Origin of the sequence: Pseudomonas ekonensis, from assembly GCF_019145435.1 — a bacterium.
GTDB lineage: Bacteria > Pseudomonadota > Gammaproteobacteria > Pseudomonadales > Pseudomonadaceae > Aquipseudomonas > Aquipseudomonas ekonensis.
This window is the reverse complement of the sequence record NZ_JAHSTS010000003.1, coordinates 1-20653: the sequence shown is the minus strand read 5'-3', so window position 1 is coordinate 20653 and position 20653 is coordinate 1. Positions and strand designations below refer to the sequence as shown.

Below are 20653 nucleotides of genomic sequence, written 5' to 3'. Positions count from 1 at the left end.
GTCGCGAGGCGTTTCTGCGGGAGCCAGCCTGCTGGCGATGAGGCCGGTTCAGCCGGCGGAGGATTCAGGGTTCGCCAAGGCCTTGAGCGCCGACTTGCGCTCAGCTGCGCCCAATTTGCCTAACTTTTCGACCTCGGCGTAAAACCTCACCCAATCCCCACCCACCTGCCTGAACAGCGCCGCAAACGCCGGCACCCACTGGTCATACAGCCCGAACGGCAACAGCCGCGCATTGTTCAGCGGCGCGTTCACCCACGCGTCGTAGCGCTTGTCTCCGGCCCACTGCCGGTCACGCAGGGCCCGGTAATCCCGGCGAAACCGTTCGAACGCCTCGGCCTTGCGCTCGCGCATGACCTCGGCCGTCAGCGGTTGTGCGTAGAGCGCTTCCAGGCGGGCCCGGGTGTCGAGGATCAGGCCGATGAACTGGTCGCGCTGCGCAAGACGCGAGCCGTTGTCCGGCGCCAGCCCCCGGAACGCCCGCCACTGCCGCGTGCCTTCCTGCTCGACGAAGGTGGCGAAGGACTCGTTGAATTCGGTGTCGTCCTGCACATAGAAGCGCTGGTGGGCCAGTTCGTGAAAGATCAGCGTGGCCAGACGCTCGTCGCCCCAGCCCGTCATCGAATTGAGGATCGGGTCGTTGAACCAGCCCAGGGTCGAGTAGGCCTCGACGCCGCCGATCGACACATCCAGGCCCTTGAGGCGCTGGATCGCCGCTTCGCCCCGGGCCGCCCCCTGGCTGTAGTAGCCGCGGTAGGCCACGCACCCGGCGATGGGGAAGCAGTGGTTCTGCGGGTTCAAGGAGAATTCCGGGGTGGCGAACACGTTCCACACCACGAACGGCCGGCCGATGTCGGCGTAGAGCCGGTAGCTCTGGTTGTCCGGCAGGTGCAGGTGGCGGCTGGCGAAGTCCCGGGCTTTCTGCGACTCGGCCAGGTGCGCGCGCAGCTTGGGGTCGCGGGCGGGGTCGGCGATCACCTCGGCGACCGGCTCCCGGGCCCGCAGCAGCTGCAGCTGACCGCCGGCCAACTGGCTGTAGTAACTGACGCTTGCGCAACCGTTGAGCAGCAAAAGCAAAACACCCGGAAACAAAATCCGCAAAACGCGATCAAGTAACCCAAGGCTGGGTAGCGGCCTGAACAAAATAAGAAACCCCCGGACAGTCTGCCCGCAAGACTATCCCGCCCATAGGAGCTTCGCCATGCGCAAGTTGATGCTGACCGCCAGCCTGATGACGCTGGCCGGCTGTGCCGGATTCGGCATGCCCGCCCCCGACCCTTCGCAAGCCTGGATCGACCTGGAGTCCCGCCAGCAGGACACGGCACTGCAGGCACTGGAGGTCGACGCCAGGGCAGCGGTCGACAAACGATATTTCGAAGTGCAGCCCGGCAGCCATGAGCTGAAGGTGCGTTACCAGTTCCCGGTGGAAGCGACCAACATCGGCCCGGATGCCGAGCCGTTGTGGCGCGATTGCCGGTTGAGCCTGACCTTCAAGGACTTCAACGCAGGCGAGCGCTATCAGTTGCAGGCCGGCAACATCGGTTTCCGGCCGTGGGCCAAACTGTACGATCAGCAGCGCAAGGTAGTGGGGCAGGCCAAGCCGGCGGGCTGTCAGCGCACCTGATCGGCGTTATGCTGGATGCCCGAATCCACGGACATACATCATGCGCACGTTGATGCTGTTGCTGGCGGCCGGCCTGATCGCCGGTTGCCAGACGCCGATGCCGCCGGTCGATCCCGCGATGGCCTGGGTCGACTTCTCGACGCCCACCCCCGGCGGCAAACTGCTGATGGCCGAGCGGCTCGACAACCAGCGCCTGAGGGACGGGCGCTTCTTTCAGGTCACGCCCGGCAGCCACGAACTGCGGGTGCGCTTCGACTTCGAAGTGTTCGGCGGCGGCGGCAGCCTGATGACCGGGCCCGTCGAGCGCCTGTGCTACCTGACCATCCGCTACGACCATTTCGAGGCGGGCCAGCGCTACCTGCTCGAAGGCCGCTCCCTGGCCTTCACGCCGAGCGCCCGGCTGTACAACGCCAAGCGGGAAATCGTCGCCGAGGATCGCGAGGTCAACTGCATCATCTAGCCCGGATCAGCGGTCGTTCTTCTGGTAGATGATCTTCTTCGTGCCGTTTTCGCACGAGCCGACGACCATGTTCTGATCGTGGACTTCGTCGTTGGTGACAATCTCCAGGGTGTAGGAGGTCACGCCCTGGGCCTGGATCTTGGCTTCGATCTCGGCCTTGAGTTCCTCGCAGGGTTTCGGGGCGGCCAGCACCGCGCTGGCCAGGGTCAGACCGAACACCGCCACAGCAAAACGTTTCATGGTTGAAGCTCCCTCGACGCAGCGCGCACGAAGATGCGCGAAGGCTGCGGTCAACCATTCGACCACCGTTTGGCCGGGCAGGTTCTGACCCGGCTCAAACCTCTGCTCCATGAGAATCGTTGACTTTTTTAGTAGGAATTTTCCGGTCGGCTATTGAAACTCGGGTATATGCCCTCATTGCACAGGACACGCCTATGAACGGGGCAGGCCGGCGTTCGCATGGATGAACCTGCACCCTTACCCGGAGACGCACTTTATGAAGCAACTGTCCGACGTAAAGTTTTCCACCCTCGATCTGGTGCCGGTGCGCGAGAACGGCAGCCCCGGCCAGTCGCTGCGCAACTCGCTGGACCTGGCCCGGCACGTGGAGAAGTTCGGTTACACCCGGTTCTGGGTCGCCGAGCACCACAACATGGACGGCATCGCCAGTTCCGCCACCTCGGTGCTGCTGGCCTATTTGGCGGGCGGCACGTCGAGCATCCGCGTCGGCTCCGGCGGGGTGATGCTGCCCAACCATGCGCCGCTGGTGATCGCCGAGCAGTTCGGCACCCTGGAGAGCCTGTATCCGGGCCGGATCGACCTGGGCCTGGGCCGTGCGCCCGGTTCCGACCAGATGACCGCCCGGGCCTTGCGCCGCGAGCGTTCGGGCAGCGCCGACGATTTTCCCGAGGACGTCGCCGAACTGGTGCGCTACCTCGGCCCGCGCACTCCGGACCAACGGGTGATCGCAATGCCGGGCACCGGCACCCAGGTGCCGGTGTGGCTGCTGGGCTCCAGCCTGTTCAGTGCGCAACTGGCGGGCCAGCGGGGCCTGCCTTACGCCTTCGCTTCGCACTTCGCCCCGCGCTACATGCACGAGGCGATCCGCGTCTACCGCAATCACTTCCAGCCGTCGGCGGTGCTCGACAAACCGTACGTGATGCTGGGCGTGCCGCTGGTGGCGGCCGACACCGACGAGCAGGCCGATTACCTGGCCACGTCGGTGTACCAGCGGATCCTGGCGCTGATGCGCGGGCAAAGCCTGGTGCAGCGTCCGCCGGTGAAGACCATGGACGGCCTGTGGCTGCCCCACGAGCGCGAGGCGGTGGGGGACTTCCTCGGCCTGGCGATGGTCGGCAGCCCGCAGAAGATCCGCGCGAAGCTGGAGGTGCTGGTCGAGCAGACCCAGGCCGATGAGCTGATCTTCACTTGCGATCTGTACGAGCACGCCGACCGCCTGCATTCCTACGAGCTGTTGGCGCAGGTGATGAAGGGCTGAGTCCGTTTCACTGGGAACGCAGGCCACAAAAAAGCCGACGCATTGCGTCGGCTTTTGATTTTCGGGCGCCGTCAGCCTCGCTTGTAGACGATTTCCTTGGCGCCGGCCTCACATTTGCCGACGACCTTCCCGCCTGCCGCCGCCCCCTTGTCCACGATCTCCAGCGAATAGCCGGAAACGCCCTTGGCATCCAGCTTGGCCGCGATCTCGGCCTTCAGTTCCTCACACGGCTTGCCGGCAGCGAATGCGCCACCCGCAAGGCTCAACAAACCTACCGCCAACATGAACTTCTTCATCGGTTGCACTCCCTGGTCGGATCGAAAGAGACGGCACCGGAGCGTTCGTCCGGTGCGCTCGCCCTGTAGCGCTTTGCCATTCCTATGGCACTCGGCCAGCGCGCAAGTTCAGAAGCGTAGCCCAAACTCAGCTGCTGGCAATCCGGAAGCCGACCTTTAAGGTCACCTGGAAATGGGCGGCCTTGCCGTCCTTGATGTGGCCGCGGGTCTCGGTCACTTCGAACCATTCCATGTACTTGACGCTCTTGCTGGCCTCGGCCAGCGCGTTGTTGATGGCGTCTTCGATGCTGCTGGTGGACGAACCGACCAGCTCGATCTTCTTGTAGGTGTGATGGTCGCTCATGGCGCTCTCCTTGAAGTGTGCCATTGAGCCTAGCAGCGATTTGCCGTGTCGGTTCCGGCATGCCGGCGGGGGAGTCGGCTCAGATTTTCTGCACTTTCCGGGACGGGCGAAGTCCCAACCATCACACGCCGTTTCTCACCAATGCAGGAGAACCACCATGGCCAACACCTCGTTACGCAAAGCTTCGCTGCAAAGCATGGAAGCCGAGATCGAGAGTCTGCTCAAGTCGCTGGAGAGCCTGAAGGACGACGCTTCGGACGAGTCGCGCAAGACCCTCAAGGCACTCAAGGGCAATGCCGAAAGTGCGTTGCGGCACTCGCGCAGCCTGCTCAGCGACGCCTATGAAGAGGTCAAGACCAAGACCCGCGAGACCGGGATCGCCACCCGCGACTACGCGCAGGAGCATCCCTGGACGACCGCCGGTGTGGCGGTCGGCGCATTGGGCCTGCTCGCCGCTTACCTGCTGTTCAAGCGCGGCGAGTGATCGGGCTGGCGCAGCTCGTTCTTCAGCCACTGCGCCAATTGCCGGGCGCGCCCGTCGGCGGCGCGCTTGGGCAGCCACAGGGCCAGTCGCGCCGGGGTTTCGCAAAAGCCCCACGGCGCGATCAGGCGCCCGGCCCTCAAGTCTTCCGCCACCAGCGGTTCCGGTGCGATGGCGACGCCGAGGCCGGCGACCGCCGCCTCCAGCAAGTAATACAGATGCTCGAAACCTTGCCCCAGCTTCAGCGCCTTGGCGTCGAGGCGGCTTTGCCGTGCCCAGGCCGGCCAGGCCTGCGGACGTGAGGTGGTGTGCAGCAACGGCTCGCCCAGCAGGGCCTCGGCCGGTGCGCCTTGCAGCCTGGCGGCGCCGCTGAACAGCGGGCTCATGACCGGGCCGATGCGCTCGGCGGCCAGCTCGTAGACCTGCATGTCCGCCGGCCACGGCGGCTCGGCGAACAGCAGCAGGGCGTCGAGGCCGGGGCGCCGGGGGTCGAGGTCGCCTTCGCCGGCCGACAGGTGCAGGCGCAAGTCCGGAAGATCCGCGTTCAGCCGTCCCAGCCGCGGAATGAACCAACGTGCCAGCAGGCTGCCGGAGCAGCCGAGCACGAACGGTGCGTCGGCGGTGCTCTGGCTGAGTTCGGCGCACACGTTGCGCAGCCGCTCGAAGGCTTCGCCGCTGGCGTCCCGCAGCCGGACGCCGGCATCTGTGAGTTTCAGGCCGCGCCCTTCCTTGACGAACAGGCTCACGCCCAAGTGCTCTTCCAACACCTTGAGCTGGCGGCTGACGGCGCCGTGAGTGACGTGCAGCTGCTCGGCGGCCTGGCTGACGCTGTTCAGCCGGGCAGTGGCCTCGAAGGCGCGCAGGGCGTTCAGCGGGGGGAGGTCATGGCTCATTTTATCTGTGAGTTTTCCTGACAGGTTGCGGCGATCTTATCGGTTTTCAGCCCGGATCGTCAGGGGTAGAGTGAACGCCATTGTCCCTTAGGCGAATTCACCGGGAGTCATCCATGACCCAGACTTCGAACACCTCCAACCTGCGCAGCGGCCCGGACGACAACGGCCTGTTCGGCGCGTTCGGCGGCCGTTACGTCGCCGAGACCCTGATGCCGCTGATCCTCGACCTGGCCCGCGAATACGAAGCGGCGAAGGAAGATCCGGCCTTCAAAGAGGAACTGGCCTACTTCCAGCGCGACTACGTCGGACGTCCGAGCCCGCTGTACTTCGCTGAACGCCTGACCGAGTTCTGCGGCGGCGCCAAGATCTACCTCAAGCGCGAAGAGCTGAACCACACCGGCGCGCACAAGATCAACAACTGCATCGGCCAGATCCTGCTGGCGCGGCGCATGGGCAAGAAACGCATCATCGCCGAGACCGGCGCCGGCATGCACGGCGTGGCCACCGCCACCGTGGCTGCGCGCTTCGGTCTGGACTGCGTGATCTACATGGGCACCACCGACATCGAGCGCCAGCAGGCCAACGTGTTCCGCATGAAGCTGTTGGGCGCCGAGGTGATCCCGGTGGTCGCCGGCACCGGCACCCTGAAGGACGCGATGAACGAAGCGCTGCGCGACTGGGTGACCAATGTCGACAACACCTTCTACCTGATCGGCACCGTGGCCGGGCCGCACCCGTACCCGGCGATGGTGCGTGACTTCCAGGCCGTCATCGGCAAGGAAACCCGCGACCAGCTGCAAGCCCAGGAAGGCCGCCTGCCGGACAGTCTGGTGGCGTGCATCGGCGGCGGCTCCAACGCCATGGGCCTGTTCCACCCGTTCCTCGACGACAAGAGCGTCGAGATCGTCGGCGTCGAAGCCGCCGGCTACGGCATCGAGACCGGCAAGCACGCGGCCAGCCTCAACGGCGGCGTACCGGGCGTGCTGCACGGCAACCGCACCTTCCTGCTGCAGGACGACGACGGCCAGATCATCGATGCCCACTCGATCTCCGCCGGCCTCGACTACCCGGGCATCGGCCCCGAACATGCCTGGCTGCATGACATCGGCCGCGTCCAGTACACCTCGGTGACCGACGACGAAGCCCTGGCCGCCTTCCACCAGTGCTGCCGCCTGGAAGGGATCATCCCGGCCCTGGAAAGCTCCCACGCCCTGGCCGAAGCCTTCAAGCGCGCGCCCAAGTTGCCGAAGGATCACCTGATGGTGATCAACCTGTCCGGCCGCGGCGACAAGGACATGCAGACCGTCATGCACCACATGGAACAATCGACGCAGGAGAAACACTGATGAGCCGCCTGCAAACCCGTTTTGCCGCCCTCAAGCAGGAAAACCGCGCCGCGCTGGTGACCTTCATCACCGCCGGCGACCCGGACTACGACACCTCGCTGGCGATCCTCAAGGGCCTGCCGGCCGCCGGCGCCGACGTGATCGAGCTGGGCATGCCGTTCACCGACCCGATGGCCGACGGCCCGGCGATCCAGCTGGCCAACATCCGTGCGCTGGGCGCCAAGCAGAACCTGGCGAAAACCCTGCAGATGGTGCGCGAGTTCCGCCAGGGCAACAGCGACACGCCGCTGGTGCTGATGGGCTACTTCAACCCGATCCACAAATACGGCGTGGAGCGCTTCATCAGCGACGCCAACGAGGCCGGCGTCGACGGCCTGATCGTGGTCGACATGCCGCCCGAGCACAACGCCGAACTGTGCGACCCGGCGCAGGCGGCAGGCCTGGACTTCATCCGCCTGACCACCCCGACCACCGACGACGCGCGCCTGCCGAAGGTGCTCAACGGCAGCTCCGGCTTCGTCTACTACGTGTCGGTGGCCGGCGTGACCGGTGCCGGCGCCGCGACGCTGGAGCATGTCGAAGAAGCGGTGGCGCGCCTGCGTCGCCACACCGACCTGCCGATCAGCATCGGTTTCGGCATCCGTACCCCGGAGCAGGCGGCATCCATCGCGCGCCTGGCCGACGGTGTCGTGGTGGGGTCGGCGCTGATCGACCACATCGCCAATGCGCAGACGCCGACGCAGGCGGTCGACGGTGTGCTGGGCTTGTGCGCTTCGCTGGCCGAAGGCGTGCGCAAGGCGCGCATCCGTTGAGGGAAAGGCTCCCGGTAGAGGGGGCGCTCATCGTCTGATCAGGCAATAAAAAGGGATCCGGGGCCAAGCTCCGGATCCCATTTTTCCGTTCGGCCAGGCGCGAGGCCAGTCAAGGCAACTCCAGCCCGCCCGCTGCCTTGTGCAGTTTGCGCAGATGCTCGCCGATCTGCTTCACATTGGCCTCGCTGGCCGCGATCTCCGCAGCGCGCTTGGGCTCCAGCAAGGCCCGCACTTCCTTGTCCAGGTCACCGCTCAGCGCCAGCAGCTGCTTTTGGCGCTGGCTGCTTTCGGCCTCCAGCCGGCTGAACTCGCTCGGCTGCGGCAGGCCGTAGCCTCGGGAGTCGAGCAGTTCCGCCGGACGGCTGAGGAAGCCGCTGTTGGCGAGGATCTGCTGCAGGGTGGCGTTGGCCTTTTCCATGCCGCCGTTCTCCAGTTCCCGGGCACCGAGATAGCGCTGCTTCACCTCATCCTGGGCCAGCAGCAACTGGCGGCGGAAACTGGCCTGCTCCAGCAGCAGCAACGCGGCGCTGGTGCGCAGGTCGGCGCGCTCGAACCATGGCCGGCGTTCTTCGGCGGACAGCGACAGCCAGTCTTCGACGGTGGTCTGCGGGATCGGCAACTGTTTCTTCAAGACATCGAACATCGCCTGATAGCGCTCGCGGAACGAGTCGAAGCGATAGCCCAGGCGCAGGGCTTCCTTGGGGTCGTCGAGCACACGGGTGTCTGCCAGGCCCCGCCCCTTGAGCACTTCCAGCAGGCCGTTGGGCATGATGCTGTCCAGGCCGGTGAGCTGGGCGTTGTGGCTGCCGCTGCGCAGCAGTTTCAGGCTTTCCACCGCGCAGTTGTTGGACAGGAAGAAGTAGTTGCCGTCGTAGCTCCAGTGCATCTCGGCGGCGTGCTCGACCACGTCTTCGATTTCGCTGCGCGACAGGTTCAGCGGCACCGAGGCCAGGCTGCGCAGTTCGGTCTTGGTGTATTCGTCGATCACCTGCGCCAGCGGCAGCACGAACAGCCGCGACGGGTATTTGCCCACCAGACCATCCCAGCTCGACAGTTGCACGTCGCCGACGAAGGCGCGGTACGACAGCACCAGGTGCTGGTCCAGGTCCAGCCGGCAGTCCGGGCCGCGGGGCCGACCGGGTGCGCAGATCACCAGGCGCAGCATGCTGTGGCCCCAGCGGCTGACCCAGTTCTGGTTGGCCTCGGCCAGCAGGTAGTCGACGGCGTAGACCCGTTCCGGGTCGACCTGGCCCAGCGGCTGCTTGGCGAAGTCGTTGCCGGCATTGAGGAAGGCGAAGGTCTTGGCGCACGTGTCCCTGGCGGGCGGCGCCCAGCCGAAGTGTTCCTTGTAGTAGCGGTACAGTGCGGGGCGGCGGCAGGCATAGCTCGGGTCGAGGAGGAAGTACTCCATGTTGACCGCGACGAACTCCTTGGGGCTGGAGGTCTCGTACAGGTCCGGGCTGCGGGCGATCTGCCGGTTGTGTTGCTCGCGCTCGCCGCGGCGGCCGACGTATTGCTGCCAGCCGGCGAGATCCAGCAGGCGGGGATCGTCGCTCAAGGTGAAGCGGCGGCCGTTCTGGCCGCGGCATTCATCGGGGAGGCCGACCAGGCCGCTGCTGTCGTTGCGCCGGGTGCAGCGCTGGATCAGCGTGCGTTCGGCGGCGGGCCACAGCCGGGCACGGTCGTAGATATGGGTGATTTCGTGCAGCACCGTGGCCAGCAGTTCCTGGCGGACGGTGCCGTGGGGACGGCCGGTCTTTTCCTTGGCGGCACTGCCGTCGGCGAGGCCCGCCAGCAGTTTACGGTTCAGGTCCAGTTCGGCCACCAGCGTGGCCTGGCCGTAGGCGTTGCCAGGCATGTCGTCGGTCCAGCCGACGTCGATCCGCCGGTCCAGCCGTTCGATGAAGCTGGGCGGCAGCGCCTGCATGGCTTCATCGAGCAGCGCCTGGCTGGCTTGTTGTTGGGCGGGGCTCAGGCCGTCGGTCTTGAGCCGCAGTTGCAGGCCGGCGTGGGCGCTGTGGCCGGTCAGCAACAGCGCCCCGGCCAGCAGCCAGGTGCCGAGTGACTTCACAGTGCGAGGATGGCTTCGGCCAGGACCTGGTCGCTGGCGTCACGGGCTTCCGGAACGCGGGTGCGCAAGGTATTGAGTGCGGCTTCCAGGTGCGCGCCACGGATGTCGCCGTTGCTGGCGACGAAGCTGGCGGCGTCGTCATGGGCTTCGCGGATGATCTTCGAATCGCGGATCGACGTGGTGGTGTCAGAGGTGAAATCGATGGTGCGCTGGGAGGCGCGGACAATGATGTTACTGGTGGCTACCAGGGTGTGCGCCTGGGCCATATCGGCCAACAACAGCAGGCCAAGGGCGGCAGCAATCAGCGGGCTACGCATGGAACGACTCCGAAAGGACATGAATGACTATTGGACGAGAATTGCCTGTGCCAGTTCAAGGTCACTGACATGAAGTTTGGGCCGGGATTTGCGCAGGTAATGCAGTGCGGATTCCAGCCGGGCGCCTAGCAGTTCGCCGTCACTGGCAACGAAGGCCGCGGCATCGTCGTGCGCGGCGAGCAGCAGTTTACGGTCGAACGGCGCGGAAGACACCATGCCGGTGGCGTAGACGCTGACCACGGTGTTCTGCGTGGACACATCGAAGGCGTTGGCCGGTGGGGCCCAGCAGGCTGCCGTCAGGACGGAGGGGACAAGCAGATTGGCAAGAGAACGCATGGGGCTCGACTGCGGTTGAAGAGCCCGAAGGCTAACGCAACGCCCGGGCCAGAGCCAGCGCCGAAACATCGGGACACGGCTGGCGTGTCCCATGATGCAACGGATTCAGAGGGTCAGGATGGCCTGGGCCAGCTGCGCGTCGGTGGCGTTCAGTTGCGGTGCCTGGTGGCGGATGTGGTCCAGGGCGCTTTCCAGCTTCACGCCGCGGATGTCGCCTTCGCTGGCCACGAAGCTGGCGGCGTCGTCACGGGCGGCCAGGACGATCTTGTCGTCGCGAAAGGACGAAGTGACGTCGGAGGTGGCGTCGGAGGAGGACTTGAGTGCGCCGACCACGGCATCGGTGGTGACGATGAAGCTGGTGGCGCTGGCATTGGCGGCGACGGCCAGCAGGGCGGCAGCGCTGAGCAGGCGAAGAGGGGACATGGGAGAACTCCTGTGGATTAAACCGTATTGAGAGGTGGCACGGTGTCTGGGGGTCAGACGCCGATCGCACAGCATTCGCCACGTTCTGCGTGGATATTAGGCTGGCGCACCGGATTCGCCCAGTGGGCAGAGTGCTAGCGCCAGAAGGGCTTATCCATTTCATTCAGCCGCTCGGCGTGGCTGAGGCCCAGGTCGGCGAGATCCCGGCCATCGAGCCCGGCCAGCAGGCGCCGGGTTCTGGCGCGTTCCAGCCCTTGCAGCAGCTTATTGAGCAGCCGCGCAAACGGACGTTGCGCGCAGGGCCGGCGCTGTGCTTTGGATACTTCCTGTAACTCATTCATGACCTGTTCCTTTGGCGGCGGGAGAGGAGGTCATGTTGAACCGAGTGGCGTGAATGGAGCAGACACACCGAAGCTGAATTGTACTGGTTCAGTTATGGATTATTTAAAACTGTACCTGTATTTGTGGCATGCACCTGTTCCGTGAATTTTGGCGCGCCCAAACGACAAGGCCCGTCGCGGTTTCCCGCGACGGGCCTTGTCTGTTCAATTCGGGTGCTGGCGGTGGGTCGTGCGACCAGGGCCAGCGACGCTGCTTAGCGCCAGAACGGCTTGCTGAGCTCTTCGTAGCGTTGTGCTTCGCTGATACCGGCGTCAGCCAGCAGACGCGAATCCAGACGGGCCAGTTGGTGGCGGCTGGAGATGCGGCGCTGCCACAGCATCAGGTTGGCGAGAACGCGCAGAGGCATGGAAGCCTGGGATTTTACGGCTTTGTCTTCGAAGAACAGTTCGGAACTGAGTGTACGTTCCATGGTGGTCATCCTTCCGCTTGTGGCGGGATCAGGTAGTGGTTTAACTGGTGCCCATGATCCTCTCGTTTGGCCAGTCTCTGTAGATACAGTTCACCTGTATTGTGAGTGACCAGTTAACTGTTTATAGGGGGTGTACGGGTCAAAATCGAGCAAACTGTACCTGTCCGCACCTGATTGGTGCGTTTTGGCTCGTTCGTAGAGGAAGGCGTGGGGAAAACAGCTGAAAAGTACCAGTACAGCAGTACAGTTTTTGTCGGTTGAGATGTTTGCAATCTCCCGCTGACGAAAACTGTGTTTGCGTCAGCGGGAGATCTGTGTGGATTACACAGCCAGCATGCGCCCGGTTTCTTCCAGGTTCATGTGCCAGCTCAGGGCGTCCCGCAGAATGTGCGGCGTGTGGCCGCCGATGGCGCAGGCGGCGGTGAAGTAGTCGTTCAGCGCTTGTCGGTAGTCCGGATGCACGCAGTTGTCGATGATCGCCCGGGCGCGCTCGCGCGGGGCCAGGCCGCGCAGGTCGGCCAGGCCGATCTCGGTGACCAGGATGTCGACGTCATGCTCGGTGTGGTCGACGTGGCTGACCATCGGCACCACGCTGGAGATCGCGCCGCCCTTGGCGATCGACTTGGTCACGAATACCGCCAAGTGGGCGTTGCGTGCGAAGTCGCCGGAGCCGCCGATGCCGTTCATCATCCGCGTGCCGCAGACGTGGGTGGAGTTGACGTTGCCGTAGATGTCGAACTCCAGCGCCGTGTTGATGCCGATGATGCCCAGGCGCCGCACCACTTCGGGGTGGTTGGAGATTTCCTGGGGCCGCAGCACCAGTTTGTCCTTGTACCGTTCCAGGTTGCCGAACACATCACTGTTGCGGCGTTCGGACAGGGTGATCGAACTGCCCGAGGCGAAGCTCAGCTTGCCGGCGTCGATCAGGTCGAAGGTCGAGTCCTGCAGCACTTCGGAGTACATGGTCAGGTCGTGGAACGGCGAATCGATCAGCCCGCACATCACCGCGTTGGCGATGCTGCCGATGCCGGCCTGCAGCGGGCCGAGCTTGTCGGTCATGCGCCCTGCGTCGACTTCCTGCTTGAAGAACGCGATCAGGTGGTCGGCGATGGCCTTGGTGTCGGCGTCCGGCGGCAGCACGGTGGACGGCGAATCCGGCTGTTGGGTGATGACGATGCCGACGATCTTCTCCGCCGGGATCGGGATCGCGGTGCTGCCGATGCGGTCGTCGACCTTCACCAGCGGGATCGGCGTACGGGTCGGACGGTAGGTCGGGATATAGATGTCATGCAGGCCTTCGAGGTTGGCGTTGTGCGCCATGTTGATCTCGACGATCACCTGCTTGGCGAAGATCGCGAAGCTCGCCGAGTTGCCCACGGAGGTGGTCGGCACGATGTGGCCCTGCTCGGTGATGGCCACGGCTTCGATCACGGCGATGTCCGGCAGCTTGAGCTGCTGGTTGCGCAGTTGCTCGACGGTTTCCGACAGGTGCTGGTCGATGAACATCACCTCGCCGGCGTTGATCGCCTTGCGCAGGGTGCTGTCGACCTGGAACGGCATGCGCCGCGACAGCACGCCGGCCTCGGTCAGTTGCTTGTCGAGGTCGTTGCCCAGGCTCGCGCCGGTCATCAGGCTGATCTTCAGCGGCGTGACCTTGGCCCGCTCGGCCAGTGCGTGGGGGACGGCCTTGGCTTCGCCGGCGCGGGTGAAGCCGCTCATGCCGACGGTCATGCCGTCCTCAATCAGAGCGGCGGCCTCGGCGGCGCTCATCACTTTATCCAACAACGAAGGCAGGCGAATACGGTCACGGTACATGGATTTTTATCTCGGGCAGCGAGTAGCAGGATGCGCAGTCTATTGAATTTCGCGAACGCCTGTCCCGCTACCAAGGTCGCAAAAGAGGCGTCTATTTAGCGGGTTTCAAGTAAAACACCGTTACCGGATCGGTAACAACGCGGCAAATTGTCCAACGATCTGCGCCAACGAAAACGCCCCGACTCAGCGGGGCGTTTTGGTGTTGCGCAAGAGGGTTACTCGACCGCTTTGACCATGTCTTCGATGACCTTTTTCGCGTCGCCGAACACCATCATGGTCTTGTCCAGGTAGAACAGTTCGTTGTCCAGACCGGCATAGCCGCTGGCCATCGAACGCTTGTTGACGATGATGGTCTTGGCCTTGAACGCCTCGAGGATCGGCATGCCGGCGATCGGCGATTTCGGATCGTTCTTGGCGGCCGGGTTGACCACGTCGTTGGCGCCGAGCACCAGCACCACGTCGGCCTGGCCGAACTCGGAGTTGATGTCTTCCATCTCGAACACTTGGTCGTACGGCACTTCGGCTTCCGCCAGCAGTACGTTCATGTGCCCCGGCATCCGGCCGGCCACCGGGTGGATCGCGTACTTCACGGTCACGCCGTGGTGGGTCAGCTTCTCGGTCAGCTCCTTCAGCGCATGCTGGGCACGGGCCACCGCCAGGCCGTAGCCCGGCACGATGATCACGGTGTCGGCGTTGGTCAGCAGGAAGGTGGCGTCGTCGGCCGAACCGGACTTCACCGGGCGCGCCTCTTTCGAGCCGGCAGGGCCGGCGTCGGCGGTATTGCCGAAACCGCCCAACAGTACATTAAAGAAGGAGCGGTTCATGGCCTTGCACATGATGTACGACAGGATCGCACCGCTGGAGCCCACCAGCGAACCGGCGATGATCAGCATCGAGTTGTTCAGCGAGAAGCCGATGCCCGCCGCCGCCCAGCCCGAATAGCTGTTGAGCATCGACACCACCACCGGCATGTCGGCGCCGCCGATCGGGATGATGATCAGCACGCCCATGACGAACGCCAGGGCCAGCATCAGCGCGAACGCGGCCAGGTTGCCGGTGAGCATGAAGGTCACGCCGAGCGCCAGCGTGGCCAGGCCCAGCAGCAGGTTCAGCTTATGCTGCCCGCCGAACTGTACCGGTGCACCCTGGAACAGACGGAACTTGTACTTGCCCGACAGCTTGCCGAAGGCGATCACCGAACCGGAGAAGGTTATCGCACCGATGGCGGCACCGAGGAACAGCTCCAGACGGTTGCCCGCCGGGATCGGGTCGCCCAGATGCTTGACGATGCCCAGCGACTGCGGCTCGACCACCGCCGCGATGGCGATGAATACCGCCGCCAGGCCGATCATGCTGTGCATGAACGCGACCAACTCCGGCATCTTGGTCATTTCGACGCGCTTGGCCATGATCGAACCGGCGGTGCCGCCGATCAGCAGACCGACGATCACGTAACCGATGCCGGCGGTGGCCAGCTCAGCGCCCAGCTTGTAGATGAGGCCCACGGTCGTGAGGATCGCCAGCGCCATGCCGAGCATGCCGAACAGGTTGCCGCGGCGCGACGTGGTCGGGTGCGACAGGCCCTTGAGGGCCTGGATGAAGCAGATCGACGCGATCAGGTAGAGCGTCGTGACGAGATTCATGCTCATTACTTCGGCGCCTCTTCTTGTGCGGCTTTCGGGGCTTTCTTCTTGAACATCTCAAGCATGCGGCGGGTGACCAGGAAGCCACCGAACACGTTGACCGCCGCCAGCGCCACGGCGAGGGTGCCCATGGCCTTGCCGAGCGGGGTGATGGTCAGGGCGGCGGCGAGCATGGCGCCGACGATCACGATCGCCGAAATGGCGTTGGTCACCGCCATCAGCGGCGTGTGCAGCGCGGGCGTAACGTTCCAGACCACGTGGTAACCGACATAGATCGCCAGCACGAAGATGATCAGGTTGTAGATACCGGGGGAGATAAGCTCTTCCATCGTCTGAATCCCTGCTTAGGCGTTTTTGCGGATGACTTGGCCGTCGCGGCACATCAGGCACGCGGCGACGATGTCGTCTTCGAGGTTCACTTCGAACTGGCCTTCCTTGGTGAAGACCAGCTTCAGGAAGTCCAGCAGGTTGCGGGCGTACAGCGCCGAGGCGTCCGCCGCGACCTCACCGGCCAGGTTGGTCGGGCCGACGATGGTCACGCCGCTGTTCACCACGACCTGGTCGGCCACGGTCAGCGGGCAGTTGCCGCCTTGGGCCGCCGCCAGGTCGATGACCACGGAACCTGGCTTCATCTGCGCGACGGTTTCGGCGCTCAGCAGCGTCGGCGCCTTGCGCCCCGGAATCAGTGCTGTGGTGATGACGATGTCGGCCTGCTTTGCGCGTTCGTGCACGGCCTGGGCCTGGCGCTGCATCCAGCTCGCCGGCATCGGACGGGCGTAACCGCCGACGCCGACCGCGCATTCGCGCTCCTCGTCGGTCTCGTAGGGTACGTCGACGAACTTGGCGCCGAGGGACTCGATCTGCTCCTTGACGGCAGGGCGCACGTCAGACGCTTCGATCACCGCTCCCAGACGTTTCGCCGTGGCGATCGCCTGCAGCCCGGCCACGCCTGCGCCCAGGATCAGCACGCGCGCCGCTTTCACGGTGCCGGCCGCTGTCATCAGCATCGGCATGAAGCGCGGGTAGTAGTGGGCGGCCAGCAGCACCGCCTTGTAACCGGCGATGTTCGCCTGGGACGACAGCACGTCCAGGCTCTGGGCCCGAGAGGTGCGCGGCGCCGCTTCCAGGGCGAACGCAGTGATGCCGCACTCGGCCATTTTGGCGATGGTTTCGTTGCTGAAGGGGTTGAGCATGCCCACCAGCACCGTCCCGCGCTTGATCAGCGCCAGTTCGGCGTCGCTGGGGGCGACCACCTTGAGGATCAGTTCGGCGCCGAACGCGTCGTTGGCGCTGCCGATGGTTGCGCCTGCCGCCTCATAGGCACTGTCCACGACACTGGCCTTGATGCCGGCGCCGCTTTGCACAGTGACCTTATGACCTTGGCCGATCAGCTTCTTGATGGTTTCCGGGGTTGCAGCAACCCGTGTTTCACCGGTCTGGGTTTCGAGAGGAACACCAATGTGCACGTCAAATCTCCTGCGTGATCTTATTGAGTAAACCCATGCACTTCGGATGGTGCGGCTGGGGCGGCCGATCAGCACGGCCCCGCCGAATCAAGGCGGGGCGCGGCATTTTGCAGGCGAAGTTTATGCCCTTCAAGGGATTATGACGGGTGACGGAAAATTAACTACAAGTCATCCCGTGACCGAATGTCGCAGATGGCCAGCTGAATCCCTTGCAGGCCGTGCCTTTCAAGGATTCTGGCTGAATTTGCAAAAAAATCTCATCGGTGGCGTGAATGGGCCGTGATGAGTCGCATTGGGTGGCGCAAAGCCACGTCGTCAGGCGCCTGTGGGACGTCTGTACGACTTTCGGATACAGTCTGCGGATTTGCGACAAATACTTATATCTGTAGGGCTTCAATTTTATTGACTACGAGGTCAGCAATTGCTGAAAGCCTTTATTCTTCTAGGCTGTAGCCGTGCGCCTGATTCACCAGCCAGTCGCGAAATGCCTTCAGTGAAGCCGATTCCACTTTTCGCTCCGGAATCATCAGGTAATACGCCTTGATGCTGGAGAGCGCATTCGGGTTGGCGATCACCAAGCGTTTCTCGGCCAGTTCGCGCTGGATCAGGAACGGCGGAATCAGCGCGATGCCCATGTCGTGCATGGCGGCCTGGGCAAGCATGGAGAATAGCTCGTAGCGCGGGCCTGTCATGTCGCGGGGCACATTCAGGTGCTGTGAGTTGAACCACTGGCGCCAGGCATACGGGCGGGTGGTCTGCTGCAGCAGGGGCAGTTCGGCGATCTCGTCCGGCGTCAGGTGCGCCTTGTGGCCGAGTAGGGCCGGGCTGCACACCGGCATCGGATTCTCGCCCATCAGCCTGTGGGATTCCGTACCGGACCAGTCCGCGTCACCGAAGTAGATCGCGGCGTCGAAGTCGGTGTCGGCGAACAGGAACGGTCGGGTACGGTTGGTCAGGTTGACGGTCACCTCCGGATGCTTGAGCTGGAAGTCCTTGAGCCGGGGCAGCAGCCATTGGGTGCCGAAGGTGGGCACCACCGCCAGTTCGATCACGTTGGCGCCCTGCTGGCCCATCACCGACAACGTGTCGCGCTCGACGGCATCCAGTTGCGTGGCGACCCGGCGGCTGTAGGAAAGCCCTGCTTCGGTGAGTTTCACGCCGCGCCGCGAACGTCGGAACAGTTCAACGCTGAGGAACTCCTCCAGGCTGGCGATCTGTCGGCAAATGGCGCCCTGGGTGAGGGAAAGTTCTTCGGCGGCCTTGGTGAAGCTCTCGTGCCGGGCGGCGGCTTCAAAGCTGATGAGGGCCGTGGTGCTGGGGATCTTTCTGCGCATGTACGTCAACCTCACTAATACATCGTACGAAAGGCATCTGGCGATGTTACGGAGTGAGAAATTAGCACAACAGGATGCGAAATCCTCGTTTGCCGCGACGGCGAACCGAGCCTAGGATCAATGCCACGTCAATTCACCCGATTTGCGAGGACTCACTCATGGGCGGTAAAGCTAGCTTCAACTGGATCGATCCCCTGCTGCTGGATCAACAGCTCACCGAAGAAGAGCGCATGATCCGCGACAGCGCCGAGCAGTTCGCCCAGCAGAGCCTCGCGCCGCGAGTGCTGGAGGCTTTTCGCCATGAGCAGACCGATCCTGCGATTTTCCGCGAAATGGGCGAAGTCGGCCTGCTGGGTGCGACCATTCCCGAGCAGTACGGCGGCAGCGGCCTGAACTATGTGAGCTACGGCCTGATTGCCCGTGAAGTCGAGCGCGTCGATTCCGGCTACCGCTCGATGATGAGCGTGCAGTCTTCGCTGGTGATGGTGCCGATCAACGAGTTCGGCACCGAAGCGCAGAAGCAGAAGTACCTGCCGAAGCTGGCTTCCGGCGAATGGATCGGCTGCTTCGGCCTGACCGAGCCGAACCACGGTTCCGACCCGGGCGCGATGATTACCCGTGCACGCAAGGTCGACGGCGGCTACAGCCTGACCGGCGCCAAGATGTGGATCACCAACAGCCCGATCGCCGACGTGTTCGTGGTCTGGGCCAAGGACGATGCCGGCGACATCCGCGGCTTCGTGCTGGAGAAGGGCTGGAAAGGCCTGAGCGCGCCTGCCATTCACGGCAAGGTCGGCCTGCGCGCTTCGATCACCGGCGAGATCGTCATGGACAACGTGTTCGTGCCGGAAGAGAACATCTTCCCGGACGTGCGTGGCCTCAAAGGCCCGTTCACCTGCCTCAACTCGGCGCGTTACGGCATCTCTTGGGGCGCACTGGGCGCCGCCGAGTTCTGCTGGCACACGGCCCGTCAGTACACCCTCGACCGTCAGCAGTTCGGCCGCCCGTTGGCCGCCACCCAACTGATCCAGAAGAAGCTGGCGGACATGCAGACCGAAATCACCCTGGCCCTGCAAGGTTGCCTGCGTCTGGGCCGCATGAAGGACGAAGGCACGGCGGCCGTCGAAATCACCTCGATCATGAAGCGCAACTCCTGCGGCAAGTCCCTGGAGATCGCGCGCATGGCCCGTGACATGCTCGGCGGCAACGGGATCTCCGATGAGTTTGGTGTGGCCCGCCACCTGGTCAACCTGGAAGTGGTCAACACCTATGAAGGCACCCACGACGTCCACGCGCTGATCCTGGGGCGTGCGCAGACCGGCCTGCAGGCGTTCTATTAATAGGAGAGCGAGCATGGGTGCGCTGTCTCATCTGCGGGTTCTGGATTTGTCGCGAGTGTTGGCGGGCCCGTGGGCTGGGCAGATATTGGCCGACCTTGGCGCCGAGGTGATCAAGGTCGAGCGTCCGGGCAACGGTGACGACACCCGCGCCTGGGGGCCGCCCTTCCTTAAGGATGCCTACGGCGAGAACACCTCCGAGGCGGCCTATTACCTGTCGGCCAACCGCAACAAGCAATCGGTGACCATCGATTTCACCCGCCCGGAAGGGCAGAAGCTGGTTCGGGAGCTGGCCGCCAAGTCCGACATCCTCATCGAGAACTTCAAGGTGGGCGGGCTGGCGGCCTACGGCCTGGATTACGCATCGCTGAAGGCCATCAACCCAAACCTGATCTATTGCTCGATCACCGGGTTCGGCCAGACCGGCCCGTACGCCAAGCGCGCCGGTTATGACTTCATGATCCAGGGCCTGGGCGGCTTGATGAGCCTGACCGGCCGACCTGAGGGTGATGAGGGCGCCGGGCCTGTGAAGGTCGGCGTCGCGCTGACGGATATCCTGACCGGGCTCTACTCGACGGTCGCGATCCTGGCGGCGCTGGCTCACCGTGATCAGGAAGGGGGTGGGCAACACATCGACATGGCATTGCTCGACGTGCAGGTGGCGTGCCTGGCGAACCAGGCGATGAACTACCTGACCACGGGCAATGCGCCCAAGCGCCTGGGGAATGCGCACCCCAATATCGTGCCGTATCAGGATTTTCCTACGGCCGATGGTGATTTCATCCTGACGGTGGGTAATGACGGCCAGTTCCGCAAATTCGCCGAAGTGGCCGGGCAGCCGCAGTGGGCGGATGACCCTCGCTTCGCCACCAATAAGCAGCGGGTGGCGAACCGGGCGGTGCTGATTCCGCTGATCCGTCAGGCGACGGTGTTCAAAACGACGGCCGAGTGGGTGGCCCAGTTGGAGCAGGCCGGCGTGCCGTGCGGGCCGATCAATGACCTGTCGCAGGTGTTCGAGGATCCGCAGGTGAAGTCCCGTGGGTTGGCGATTGATCTGCCCCATGCGCTGGCTGGGAAGGTGCCGCAGGTCGCGAGCCCGATCCGGTTGTCGCAGACTCCGGTGGAGTATCGTCGGGCGCCGCCGCTATTGGGCGAGCATACGCTCGAGGTATTGCAGCGGGTGCTGGGCCTGGAAGCCGATGCGGTCGCCGGATTGAAGGAGAGCGGGGTGCTGTGATCGTTCTTCTATATAGAGGTCGAGTTGTCCGGCCGCTATACAGGGTGTTTCTGGATGCTTTTTGATCAATCTGCAAGTTGTTGAAAGAAAAGTGAAATTAACGGTTGACGGCT

At 64.1% G+C, this 20653-nt stretch carries 24 protein-coding genes; 8 read left to right on the top strand and 16 right to left on the bottom strand.

Going from position 1 to position 20653, the window contains the following annotated elements; genetic code table 11:
• Nucleotides 1-48 precede the first annotated feature (48 nt).
• On the bottom strand, nucleotides 49-1140 hold the full coding sequence (locus KVG96_RS24060) for an aminopeptidase (protein ID WP_217894295.1): 1092 nt from the start codon (nucleotides 1138-1140) through the stop codon (nucleotides 49-51).
• Between the two features lie 58 nt (nucleotides 1141-1198).
• Here KVG96_RS24060 and KVG96_RS24055 point away from each other — a divergent pair, with 58 nt between their 5' ends.
• The gene (locus tag KVG96_RS24055; RefSeq protein ID WP_217894294.1) at nucleotides 1199-1621 is read left to right on the top strand and encodes a PA0061/PA0062 family lipoprotein; all 423 of its coding nucleotides are present in this window, start codon (nucleotides 1199-1201) and stop codon (nucleotides 1619-1621) included.
• 40 nt (nucleotides 1622-1661) lie between these two features.
• Entirely contained in the window at nucleotides 1662-2081 is a 420-nt protein-coding gene (locus tag KVG96_RS24050; protein ID WP_085579466.1) for a PA0061/PA0062 family lipoprotein, read from the top strand.
• A 6-nt stretch (nucleotides 2082-2087) separates the two neighbouring features.
• Here the strand turns inward: KVG96_RS24050 and KVG96_RS24045 are convergent, their stop codons facing one another.
• The gene (locus KVG96_RS24045) at nucleotides 2088-2321 is read right to left on the bottom strand and encodes a DUF1161 domain-containing protein (RefSeq protein WP_217894293.1); all 234 of its coding nucleotides are present in this window, start codon (nucleotides 2319-2321) and stop codon (nucleotides 2088-2090) included.
• Nucleotides 2322-2577: 256 nt separating this feature from the next.
• Here KVG96_RS24045 and KVG96_RS24040 point away from each other — a divergent pair, with 256 nt between their 5' ends.
• Nucleotides 2578-3579, top strand: coding sequence for an LLM class flavin-dependent oxidoreductase (locus KVG96_RS24040; protein WP_217894292.1), 1002 nt, complete (start codon nucleotides 2578-2580; stop codon nucleotides 3577-3579).
• Nucleotides 3580-3650: 71 nt separating this feature from the next.
• Here the strand turns inward: KVG96_RS24040 and KVG96_RS24035 are convergent, their stop codons facing one another.
• Nucleotides 3651-3875: a DUF1161 domain-containing protein gene (locus KVG96_RS24035; protein ID WP_217894291.1), complete on the bottom strand. Its 225-nt coding sequence runs from the start codon at nucleotides 3873-3875 to the stop codon at nucleotides 3651-3653.
• Between the two features lie 127 nt (nucleotides 3876-4002).
• Nucleotides 4003-4218, bottom strand: a complete 216-nt coding sequence (locus KVG96_RS24030) for a dodecin (RefSeq protein WP_217894290.1) — start codon at nucleotides 4216-4218, stop codon at nucleotides 4003-4005.
• A gap of 157 nt (nucleotides 4219-4375) precedes the next feature.
• Here KVG96_RS24030 and KVG96_RS24025 point away from each other — a divergent pair, with 157 nt between their 5' ends.
• On the top strand, nucleotides 4376-4702 hold the full coding sequence (locus tag KVG96_RS24025) for an ElaB/YgaM/YqjD family protein (protein WP_085630422.1): 327 nt from the start codon (nucleotides 4376-4378) through the stop codon (nucleotides 4700-4702).
• Here KVG96_RS24025 and KVG96_RS24020 read toward each other — a convergent pair.
• Complete coding sequence (locus KVG96_RS24020; protein ID WP_217894289.1) at nucleotides 4675-5592, bottom strand: LysR family transcriptional regulator; 918 nt, start codon at nucleotides 5590-5592, stop codon at nucleotides 4675-4677. The genes KVG96_RS24025 and KVG96_RS24020 overlap by 28 nt on opposite strands.
• 113 nt (nucleotides 5593-5705) lie before the next feature.
• Here KVG96_RS24020 and trpB point away from each other — a divergent pair, with 113 nt between their 5' ends.
• Together trpB and trpA are read left to right on the top strand one after the other, a co-directional pair.
• On the top strand, nucleotides 5706-6938 hold the full coding sequence (gene trpB, locus KVG96_RS24015) for a tryptophan synthase subunit beta (RefSeq protein WP_217894288.1): 1233 nt from the start codon (nucleotides 5706-5708) through the stop codon (nucleotides 6936-6938).
• Nucleotides 6938-7750 carry a tryptophan synthase subunit alpha gene (trpA, locus tag KVG96_RS24010; RefSeq protein WP_217894287.1) on the top strand — a complete coding sequence of 271 codons (813 nt, stop codon included), beginning with the start codon at nucleotides 6938-6940 and terminating at the stop codon, nucleotides 7748-7750. Before trpB ends, trpA begins: the two co-directional genes overlap by 1 nt.
• 109 nt (nucleotides 7751-7859) lie before the next feature.
• Here the strand turns inward: trpA and KVG96_RS24005 are convergent, their stop codons facing one another.
• The 11 genes from KVG96_RS24005 to KVG96_RS23955 form a co-directional block, all read right to left on the bottom strand.
• A complete protein-coding gene (locus tag KVG96_RS24005) occupies nucleotides 7860-9821 on the bottom strand; it encodes a DUF7844 domain-containing protein (RefSeq protein ID WP_217894286.1) in 1962 nt (653 codons plus the stop codon).
• Nucleotides 9818-10138, bottom strand: a complete 321-nt coding sequence (locus KVG96_RS24000) for a DUF2388 domain-containing protein (RefSeq protein WP_065260625.1) — start codon at nucleotides 10136-10138, stop codon at nucleotides 9818-9820. The genes KVG96_RS24005 and KVG96_RS24000 overlap by 4 nt, the downstream gene beginning before the upstream one ends.
• 27 nt (nucleotides 10139-10165) lie before the next feature.
• Entirely contained in the window at nucleotides 10166-10474 is a 309-nt protein-coding gene (locus KVG96_RS23995; protein WP_217894285.1) for a DUF2388 domain-containing protein, read from the bottom strand.
• A gap of 105 nt (nucleotides 10475-10579) precedes the next feature.
• On the bottom strand, nucleotides 10580-10897 hold the full coding sequence (locus tag KVG96_RS23990; RefSeq protein ID WP_217894284.1) for a DUF2388 domain-containing protein: 318 nt from the start codon (nucleotides 10895-10897) through the stop codon (nucleotides 10580-10582).
• 134 nt (nucleotides 10898-11031) lie between these two features.
• Nucleotides 11032-11238: a DUF1127 domain-containing protein gene (locus KVG96_RS23985; protein WP_217894283.1), complete on the bottom strand. Its 207-nt coding sequence runs from the start codon at nucleotides 11236-11238 to the stop codon at nucleotides 11032-11034.
• 254 nt (nucleotides 11239-11492) lie between these two features.
• Nucleotides 11493-11708: a DUF1127 domain-containing protein gene (locus KVG96_RS23980; protein ID WP_085579493.1), complete on the bottom strand. Its 216-nt coding sequence runs from the start codon at nucleotides 11706-11708 to the stop codon at nucleotides 11493-11495.
• A gap of 321 nt (nucleotides 11709-12029) precedes the next feature.
• Nucleotides 12030-13523, bottom strand: coding sequence for a succinyl-CoA:acetate CoA-transferase ScpC (scpC, locus tag KVG96_RS23975; RefSeq protein WP_085579495.1), 1494 nt, complete (start codon nucleotides 13521-13523; stop codon nucleotides 12030-12032).
• Between the two features lie 215 nt (nucleotides 13524-13738).
• A complete protein-coding gene (locus tag KVG96_RS23970; RefSeq protein ID WP_217894282.1) occupies nucleotides 13739-15172 on the bottom strand; it encodes an NAD(P)(+) transhydrogenase (Re/Si-specific) subunit beta in 1434 nt (477 codons plus the stop codon).
• Nucleotides 15172-15495, bottom strand: coding sequence for an NAD(P) transhydrogenase subunit alpha part 2 (locus tag KVG96_RS23965; RefSeq protein ID WP_085579499.1), 324 nt, complete (start codon nucleotides 15493-15495; stop codon nucleotides 15172-15174). Before KVG96_RS23965 ends, KVG96_RS23970 begins: the two co-directional genes overlap by 1 nt.
• 15 nt (nucleotides 15496-15510) lie before the next feature.
• Nucleotides 15511-16632 carry a Re/Si-specific NAD(P)(+) transhydrogenase subunit alpha gene (locus KVG96_RS23960; RefSeq protein WP_217894281.1) on the bottom strand — a complete coding sequence of 374 codons (1122 nt, stop codon included), beginning with the start codon at nucleotides 16630-16632 and terminating at the stop codon, nucleotides 15511-15513.
• Between the two features lie 434 nt (nucleotides 16633-17066).
• Complete coding sequence (locus KVG96_RS23955; protein WP_217894280.1) at nucleotides 17067-17966, bottom strand: LysR family transcriptional regulator; 900 nt, start codon at nucleotides 17964-17966, stop codon at nucleotides 17067-17069.
• Between the two features lie 158 nt (nucleotides 17967-18124).
• Between KVG96_RS23955 and KVG96_RS23950 the strand changes: the two genes are divergently transcribed.
• On the top strand, nucleotides 18125-19306 hold the full coding sequence (locus KVG96_RS23950) for an acyl-CoA dehydrogenase (RefSeq protein ID WP_085579505.1): 1182 nt from the start codon (nucleotides 18125-18127) through the stop codon (nucleotides 19304-19306).
• Between the two features lie 13 nt (nucleotides 19307-19319).
• Nucleotides 19320-20540 (top strand): CaiB/BaiF CoA transferase family protein, encoded by a 1221-nt coding sequence (locus tag KVG96_RS23945; protein WP_217894279.1) that lies wholly within the window; start codon nucleotides 19320-19322, stop codon nucleotides 20538-20540.
• The last annotated feature ends 113 nt before the right edge of the window (nucleotides 20541-20653 follow it).